Source organism: Actinomadura roseirufa (assembly GCF_900659635.1).
In the GTDB taxonomy this organism is placed as follows: Bacteria; Actinomycetota; Actinomycetes; order Streptosporangiales; family Streptosporangiaceae; genus Spirillospora; species Spirillospora roseirufa.
In genome coordinates, this window is the sequence record NZ_CAACVB010000306.1 from 1 (window position 1) to 8,095 (window position 8,095).

10 protein-coding genes are annotated in these 8,095 nt (G+C 69.3%); 5 read left to right on the forward strand and 5 right to left on the reverse strand.

What is annotated here, in order from left to right:
* On the forward strand, window positions 1-915 hold a 915-nt coding region (locus E1291_RS35930; protein WP_131742519.1), incomplete at its 5' end, for a tetratricopeptide repeat protein.
* Window positions 916-1,044: 129 nt separating this feature from the next.
* Here the strand turns inward: E1291_RS35930 and E1291_RS35935 are convergent.
* The 3 genes from E1291_RS35935 to E1291_RS35945 all read right to left on the reverse strand — a co-directional run bounded on the left by E1291_RS35935 (window position 1,045) and on the right by E1291_RS35945 (window position 4,387).
* Complete coding sequence (locus E1291_RS35935) at window positions 1,045-1,524, reverse strand: VOC family protein (protein WP_242614591.1); 480 nt, start codon at window positions 1,522-1,524, stop codon at window positions 1,045-1,047.
* Between the two features lie 119 nt (window positions 1,525-1,643).
* Complete coding sequence (locus tag E1291_RS35940) at window positions 1,644-2,888, reverse strand: barstar family protein (protein WP_207401123.1); 1,245 nt, start codon at window positions 2,886-2,888, stop codon at window positions 1,644-1,646.
* Between the two features lie 110 nt (window positions 2,889-2,998).
* Entirely contained in the window at window positions 2,999-4,387 is a 1,389-nt protein-coding gene (locus E1291_RS35945) for a helix-turn-helix domain-containing protein (RefSeq protein WP_242614592.1), read from the reverse strand.
* A 228-nt stretch (window positions 4,388-4,615) separates the two neighbouring features.
* Between E1291_RS35945 and E1291_RS44395 the strand changes: the two genes are divergently transcribed.
* Window positions 4,616-4,807 (forward strand): hypothetical protein, encoded by a 192-nt coding sequence (locus E1291_RS44395; protein ID WP_242614593.1) that lies wholly within the window; start codon window positions 4,616-4,618, stop codon window positions 4,805-4,807.
* Window positions 4,808-5,053 (forward strand): RNA polymerase sigma factor, encoded by a 246-nt coding sequence (locus tag E1291_RS44400; protein WP_242614594.1) that lies wholly within the window; start codon window positions 4,808-4,810, stop codon window positions 5,051-5,053.
* 449 nt (window positions 5,054-5,502) lie between these two features.
* Here E1291_RS44400 and E1291_RS35955 read toward each other — a convergent pair whose 3' ends face one another.
* On the reverse strand, window positions 5,503-5,928 hold the full coding sequence (locus E1291_RS35955; RefSeq protein WP_131742520.1) for a hypothetical protein: 426 nt from the start codon (window positions 5,926-5,928) through the stop codon (window positions 5,503-5,505).
* A gap of 23 nt (window positions 5,929-5,951) precedes the next feature.
* Here E1291_RS35955 and E1291_RS35960 point away from each other — a divergent pair, with 23 nt between their 5' ends.
* Together E1291_RS35960 and E1291_RS44805 are read left to right on the forward strand one after the other, a co-directional pair.
* Window positions 5,952-6,392 carry a MarR family winged helix-turn-helix transcriptional regulator gene (locus E1291_RS35960; RefSeq protein ID WP_131742521.1) on the forward strand — a complete coding sequence of 147 codons (441 nt, stop codon included), beginning with the start codon at window positions 5,952-5,954 and terminating at the stop codon, window positions 6,390-6,392.
* Between the two features lie 353 nt (window positions 6,393-6,745).
* Window positions 6,746-6,877, forward strand: a complete 132-nt coding sequence (locus tag E1291_RS44805; protein WP_278045303.1) for a hypothetical protein — start codon at window positions 6,746-6,748, stop codon at window positions 6,875-6,877.
* A 334-nt stretch (window positions 6,878-7,211) separates the two neighbouring features.
* On the opposite strand, the gene E1291_RS35970 is transcribed toward E1291_RS44805, so the two are convergent.
* The gene (locus E1291_RS35970) at window positions 7,212-7,625 is read right to left on the reverse strand and encodes a hypothetical protein (RefSeq protein ID WP_131742522.1); all 414 of its coding nucleotides are present in this window, start codon (window positions 7,623-7,625) and stop codon (window positions 7,212-7,214) included.
* Between the last annotated feature and the right edge of the window lie 470 nt (window positions 7,626-8,095).

Genomic DNA, 8,095 nt, shown 5'->3' on the forward strand with positions numbered 1-8,095 from the left:
GCCGAGACCGGGCAGCGTGAGGAGGCGGTCCCGGTCTCGCAGGAAGCCGTCGACGCCTACCGGCACTTGGCCGCCGCGAACCGGGCCGCCTACCTGCCCGACCTGGCCATGTCGTTGAACAACCACGCAGCCCTGCTGGCCGAGACCGGGCAGCGTGAGGAGGCGGTCCCGGTCTCGCAGGAAGCCGTCGACGCCTACCGGCACTTGGCCGCCGCGAACCGGGCCGCCTACCTGCCCAACCTGGCGGCCTCGTTGAACAACCACGCGCTGCGGTTGGCCGAGTCCGGGCAGCGTGAGGAGGCGGTCGCGGTCTCGCTGGAAGCCGTCGAGTTGCGCCGGGGGTTGGCCGCTGCCAACCGGGCCGCCTACCTGCCCGACCTGGCCATGTCGTTGAACAACCACGCAGCCCGGTTGGCCGAGACCGGGCAGCGTGAGGAGGCGGTCGCGGTCTCGCAGGAAGCCGTCGAGTTGCGCCGGGAGTTGGCCGCCGCCAACCGGGCCGCCTACCTGCCCAACCTGGCGGCCTCGTTGAACAACCACGCGCTGCGGTTGGCCGAGTCCGGGCAGCGTGAGGAGGCGGTCGCGGTCTCGCAGGAAGCCGTCGAGCTGCGCCGGGAGTTGGCCGCCGCCAACCGGGCCGCCTACCTGGCGGATTACACCCGGAGTGTCACGGTGTTGGGGCACGTGCTGGTGCAGGACGCTCGGTTCGGTGAGGCGGTCGCTCCCTTGGTGGAGGCGTTAGTGGCCGGGCAGGAACTTCCCGAGTACGCCCAGGGCATCGTCGGCGTGATCGTTGATCTGCTGCGCCGCTGCCATGCCGGTGATGCCGCCGGGGCGGAGAGGGCGTTTCGCGCGGCCACCGGCGGGGGCATCCCGGATTGGATGAAGCAGCCACCCGGTCCCCTCAAGGGCTGAGGTCGCCCTGGCCGGCCCATACCCTGTCGGGACCGGAGCGACCGAGAGTTCGACGGCTACCGCTGATTTCTGCGCTCAGCCTCCTCGCGGGCCGATCTTGCCCTCTCGGCGTTGCGCGGCGAAGGCCTCCTACCAGGCGGTGGGAAGGTCCTGCATGAGGCCGATCAGGGTGCCATCTGGGTTCTTGACCACGGCGAGCCGGCGTCCGGGGACCGAGACAATGCCGGTTTCCGCGTCGCCGTTGGTGATGGGGGCGGTGCCCAGTTCGGCCATGGAGCCGTCGGCGATCTCACCCAGGGCCACCGCGCCCGAGGCCAGGAGGCCGCGTTGGGCGTCCTCGATGTTCTCCACCGACCAGAACACCAGGGGGTGGTCGAACCAGGGGAGGCGAGACAGGCCGACTTCCACGCCGTTGTCCGCCATGAAGCCGACGTAGTCGGGACTCTCCCAGGCCGGGCCGGTGCCCAGGGTGGCCTTCCAAGCAGCCGTGGCCGCGGGCAGGTCGCGGGCCGGGTAGACCACCGCGCGGACCTTGTTCGGTGACGCCATCGCCATCTCCCTCGTGTCGTGATCAACAGGCAGGAGAACTTTAACGATCACGTCGGACATCGGCTCCGCCTAGCCGGTAGGTCATCACCAGGGCGAACAGCAGGTCAACCCCGGTGAGGAGATTCCAGCCGTCCCCCGGCATCGCGGGGCTTGAGCGGTACCTCGTGACAAGTTCGCCGTCAAAGGAGGTCCACGGTGATTCCGGCGTCGGTGAGGTCATCGAGTAGGTCCTGCAGTGTGACCCTGGGGCCCCAGTGGCGGATGTCGTAAGGCGGGCGGTCGTAACCCGGGACGAGGTGGCGGCGTGCCACCTCGGAGCGGTGCCAGCGCAGATGGAACGGAGGGGCCGCGCCGAACCCGCCGCGCAGGCACTCATAGAGCGCCTGGGAATTCCAGCCGAAGTAGCCGCCGGGGCCGTTGACGGCCTCGCCGAGGGCACAGTAGAAGCCTTCGAGGTCGGTGATGTAACTGCCGTCGAGGTCGTAGGTGCGTCCGGACGACCGGTCCGGCTGTTCACCGCGATGGTAGGTCATCGCTGCCCGGCACCATTCATGGCGCAGTGCCCGGTCGTAGCCGGACCACAGGTTGGGCCGTGTGGGACGACCGGCGTGCCAGAGGTTCCAGATCTCCCGGGCGCCGCGTGGGATGGGATCGCTGACACCGAGGTCGAGATCGATGTCGATCAGTCCGTTGCCCAGGCGGCTGGGACACGTCGCGGTCACGGTCCCCGACACCATGATGCTCGTGGCCACCGCCTTCCCATGCCGGTCGACGGTGTGGGCCAGCGCTCGGAGGTAGCGTCGCCGGGCTGATTTCCGCTCCAGGAGGTCCTGCAGCCGAGCCGCGGGACGGCAGCCGAGGAGAGTCACCGGCTGAACGGGCGGGCGGGGACGTTCCCGGAAGATCCCGGCGGTACTGTGGCAGCGGCCCAGGGTGCTTCCGTCGCCGTCGGAGAGCAGGAACGCCCGCGCGGCCGGTGGCCGCGCAGGCGGCCAGTGGTATTCGGGCAGGATTTGCAGATACCCGCGCAGGTCGATGTCGACGAGACCGGCCCCGGCCCGCGATGGGCGGTGGCCCAGGACGGTGACGTCGCACAGCTCTTCCGCGCAGGAGCAACCGTGCGCATAGCTCTGGTAGACGCGCGGGGGTGGCCGCTCCGGAGCGTGTACCGGGTCCAGGATGATGCTCGCCAGCCAGGCATGATCGGGTCCGTTAGGAGAAGTGTCCCGCAACGCTCCCGCCGGCTCGCAACCGATCAGCGTGCAGTGCTCCGCCGCCGGTGCCGGCTCGGGGTCGACGAACAGACCGTCGATGTCGACGCACAACGCCAGAGGTACCTCTTGACCGTCCGCATCGTCGCCGTCTTCATCGACCAGCAGCCACATCGGCGCGACAGTCTGCTCACCCCACTCCGGCCCCGCCACGCCGACAACGTTATCCGGACATGATCACCACAGCGGGTTTTGGCTGATGTGGGCCGCACCTCCGTCATGCCGAACTCATTAAGCGCAGGTCAGAGGAGCGCGGTGCGGCTCTACCCGTAGGTCAGCGTGCGCAACTCCCGCGCGGCGGGAAGGTTCCGCGCTCGCTCGGGAAGAGCCTGGAGCACCTGCCCGGCCAGCAGTCGGACACCCCTAGGGCGATTCCTCTGGCCTTCATACGCCGTGATCGCGTGCGATAGGCCGGAATCGATGTCGCGTTGCTTGACGAGTACCGTCGCCCGCATGAGGGACAAGTTCGTGATGGGAGTCTGTGCGGCTCGGGGGTACAGCGCGAGTGCCCGTGTCACGGTGTCCTCTGCGCGTTTGTTTCCCATTTGCGTGTGAACGTAAGACTCTGCCCAACGGAGTTGACTCTCTCGGAACGCCAGAACCGATTGACCGCTCGGTTCATCCGGCAGCCCGTCGAAGGATCGTTTGAGCGCGTTGAGTGACTCATGTGCCTGCCGAGTGTCGCCCAGGTCGGCGGCGATGTAGGCGCGTGCGGCGTGCGCACGTGCAAGCCCGGCCGAGGGCGCCCCATCTGCGATCTCCACGGCATCGTCGGCCAGCCCGGCGACGACGGCGGTCGGACGTTGGGCCCAGAACGCGTCTTGCGCGGCTCGGCCGCGCACCCACACCCGTAGGTCGCGGTCGCCGGACGCGTCGGCGGCGCGTGTGGCGGCGTCCCAGGCCACACGAGCGGCACGCTCGTCGCCGACGTCGTCCAAGTCAATCGCTAGGACACCGGACAGCCCGGCAGTGACGCGCAGTAAGGCGGCCTGATCGGTGGCGTCGAGATGGCGATTGAGAAGATCATTCACGGCGAAGATATCGGCCGTCAGATCATGAATGAGCGCGCCACCGGGCCGCGTGACGATCAACTGGCCGTACTCGTGAACGGCGGCTTCCCACCTGGCCACATCGAGCGGGTTGGCGAGGGCCTTATCGAGCCCGGAGAACAGAGTTTCCATCGCGCCTGGCGGAATCGCGGTTCCGGCGGCCACCGAGCCGATGATCTGCATGGCGGTGCGGCGTTGCACGTCGTCGTCCTCCTGCTCTGGAGTTGGACTTCGATTCACAGTACCGCCCGGTATGCGGGGTGCGTCTATGGCGGGACGCCTCTTTGCGGGGTGTGTGCGCCCGTCTGGCTTCTCCTCCCAGGACGGGTCTCTCGTTGTGCCGGGAGAAGTCGAGATCGTCTTGCCGGTGCGTTCGTCGAGACCCGGTTTCAACCCGAGTAGCGGGCCGGGGATATGGAGGCCGTCGCGAAACGACTCGAAATCCCCGATCGAGAAGCGGCGCCGCTGACCGTTCAAGATCTTGGAAACGTTGCCCTGGTTGGTATTGATCAAGTTCGCTACGGCCTCCTGGGTGAGCCGGGTCGCGTGCATGTAGATCCGCAGTATGACCGGAAGGTCACGACGGGTCAGGGCATCGCGCATTGGCGGTTCGGCCCAGAAACCTTCCGGAAGGACGGGCGGCTCGCCCAGCCGAGCCCGCTCCTCCCAAGCACATGATCCACAAATTCGACCAGGGCTGTACCGGTTGAGGGTGTTTCCACACTCGGAGCAGTCGCGCATTTCGGTCATCTTGCAGCCTTTGGGTGGACGATATCTGTGGTGCATATTTCCACGGCCGCCACTATCGCGCACCGGAATTGGCTTCACGCAGTGCCCGGTCTTAGCCGCTACGACACCGGGCGGCCCCACGCCCGCGCATGGCTGTACGGCATCGCCTCCAACCTGCTCCGCAGGCACCGCCGCACCGAGGCGCGGGCGTACCGGGCGGTCGGACGCGCGCCCGCCGGGACCGACCCGGGCGGCCACGCCGACCGGGTCGTCGACAAGGTCAGCGCTCAGTGAATGCGACCCCGTCTCGCCGCCGCGCTGGCGGGACTGTCGGCAAGAGACCGCGACGTGCTGCTGCTGGTCGCCTATGGCGAGCTGAGCTACGACGAGGTCGCGCTCGCCTTGGACCTCTCCAAGGGAACCGCCGGTTCGCGTCTCAACCGGGCGCGACGCCACCTGCCCCGGAGCATCGGCGACGACCCCCTCGCCGAAGGAGGCCCAGCCGATGCACGAGATGAAGATGCTGCGGGACCACCGTGACGCCCAGCCGGGCCCCACCCCGGACACGGTCGCGCCCGCCTCACCGGCCGGGCCCGCCCGGCCGCTCGCCTCCGGAGGCCGATGCCGTCGCGTCGATGGAGGTACGCGCTCGTCACCGCCACGGCCGCCGCGACGGCGGCCGTGGCGGCGCCGTCCGCGCTGGGCGGCCACACCGAGCCCGCCTGCGCGGCCGAACGCCTTCCCAAACAGCACGATCATGGTCACGCTGCGCGAGTTCACCGACTCGGCGGGCCTCCAGCGGAGGCTGGACGCACTGGGCGTCCACGCGTCCGTCAGCTACCTTCCCCGGGACATGCACTGCGCGCCGGGGCGCGCACGTCCTCTACATCCATGCCGGTCGCATCAGGCCGGGGCAGACCCTGGTGTGGGAAATGACCTACGACCACGACGCGCGAGGCCGGGTAACGGCGAAGACGCACCGGCCGTCCTCACCGTACGGTCGGCCGGAGCCGTCCTGGGGACGGAACGCGGACTCCGAGCAGCCAGGCCGCCGACAGCAGGGCCGCGGCGAACACCAGCGGGCCGATCGTCTGAGGGACCTGATGGTGGGCCGCGCCGATCACCGTGTCGACGATCTGGACCGCTCCGTTCAGTGCCAGCAGCAGGCCGAGCGGCCGCCAGGCGCGCATGGCCAGCAGCAGGACCATTCCGCCCAGCAACACGATGCTGCGGGCGGACATGTAGGCGGCGTAGGTCCTGGCCGCGGCCTGGTCGCCGCCATCCACCAGCCCACCCGGGTCCACCAGGCCGGACACGGTGAAGTAGCCGGACGCGACCACGTTGAGGAGTGCGACGAGCCCGCCGAACCGGCGGGCATTTAGTGAGGGAACCATATCATTCGGTTGCCGAATCATTCGCCTAGGCTAACGTTGACGAGGTGGCGGCGGAAGAGTCTTTGACCAACACGGTGGGTTTCCTGTTGGGCAAGCTGGGCCAGCGGGCGAACGGGCGGTACGCGGATCGGCTGGCCCCGCTGGGCCTGCGCCCCCGGCACTGTGCCGTCCTGGAGCTCCTGTCCGGCGGGCCGCACGCACAGCTCGGGCTGGCGAAGGCCGTCGGCGTGACCGCGAGCGTCGTCGTCGACATACTCGACGAGCTTGAGGAACTCGATGCCGTACGACGGGTACGGGACACCGCCGACCGCCGCCGTCAGCTCATCGAGCTGACACCGACCGGCCGGGAACTGCGGCGCCAGACGCTCTCACTGGCACGGCAGAACGACCAGGAGCTGCTGAGCGCGATCGACCCCGCCGAGGCGGCGGCCCTGCTCCAGACCCTCGGCCGGATCGCCACCGCGACCGGCCTCATCACGAAGTGACGCCGGGAAAGGCGGGTCGGCACCGGCACCCTCGCGTCCCGCGACCTGATCCGCCTACCCTGACCACCCACCGCCGGGACACCCGATCTGAACAACGCCGCTGACGATCACCCATCTGCGCCACCTCTCGGAGGTGCGGTACTGATCGCGGCGGCCGCCGCGTTCCTCCGCTCGCCGCGCGACCCGAACACCGTGCGCGGCCAGGGGCTCGGGAACGGAAGGAGGGCGGGGCGACTGCGCGAGACGCGGCCGCTCGACCGGTGCCCTGCCGTATTCGACCGTGTCGTATTCGCCGGAGCTAGACCCCCGCAGTGGCCGGCGCTGGCCTCGACCGGCAGCCAGGCCAGACGCCGGTGAGCACGGCGCTGGAGGCGGCATGCCGCATCATCGTCATGAAAGACCGGCTCGCCGAAGCCCAGCGCATCAACGCCCAGCTCCAGCGGGACCGCGTGTCACACGCCTCGCCGCAGAAGGGGTCGGCTTAGCAGGCCCCCGGCTGCGCTCTCCGGTGGGTCGTGCACGACGCCCCGGGCCCGCTCCTGAGGCGGTTGTCCGGAACGGCGCGTGCTCGTCGTCCCGGGGCTACGCCAAGGCGGCGGTGCAGAACGACGAGTCCGGCGGCGGCCGCCCGTCTGTACGCGGTACGACCTGGGCCCGGACAGCTTCTACGGCGGAACTGCATGGAGAAAGGGAACGGTCCGCCGCGCCTCCGGACGCAAGCGACGCGGCGGACCGTCATCGCCGCGGGGGGCTCACGACGGCGTCGGGGTCACCGACTTGTGGGCACGCCCCCCCTTTGAGGGTCGTGCCTGGTGGCGACTAGTAGGTGAACAGGATCGTGGCTGCGCCGCCGGGGGTCCATCCGCGGACCTTGACGCCCGCGGCGACGTTGCCCCACGGAACGACACAGGTTCCGCCGCCCGTGCCGCACGCGTGCCAGTACGCCTTGCCCTTCGAGTCGAACCCGCGGACGTTGAACGCGGTGTTCTGGTTCCCGTACACGTTCCAGTGGAACGTGACCTTCCGGCCCTTGCTCCCGAAGATGTCACAGCTGCCCACGCCCGGGCTCCACTGCGCCGGGGTGGTCACGATGTTGCCGCCGCACGAGGAAGCCTGGACGGCCTGGACGGGCTGGGCGGGGGCGGTGGCGGCCTCACCAGGCACGGAGAGACCTCCGACCACTGCCGGTACAGCGAGCGAAAGGGCGGCGACGCGGCCGATGGAGATTCTCATGCACACACTCCTCTGATCAGAGCGGGAACCGGTCTCGGAACGAGACCGATAGGAAGCCGGCAGGGCGCTCGCCGCACTTCGGCGTGGAACATTCCTGCCGCGGGCCACGCTGCCGCACCCGTCCAGCAGCCTGTAGGGCCCTAGGGCCACCGACCTTTAGGGCCCTAGGGCCCCATGCGGAGGCCGAGCGGAGCCGCCCCCCGGCGTCGTCGGGGAGCACCGACTGGTGGGCGCGTCCCTCCCTCGGGGGTCGCGCCTGGCGGCGCGTTGCCCTTCGAGTCCAACGTTTTGCTTCCGTAGACGAAGCGGTCGCCCAGGTCCGGGCTCGATCTCGCCGGGGTGGTCACCAGGTTGCCGCCGTGTGAGGCGGACTAGATGATTGATTCCAAGGGGTGTCGTTGCGTTCAGTGATCGTAGGCAGTCAGGGAACGGGCGGTGGGCCGGCCGGTCTTGTCGTTGTGCCAGATCGC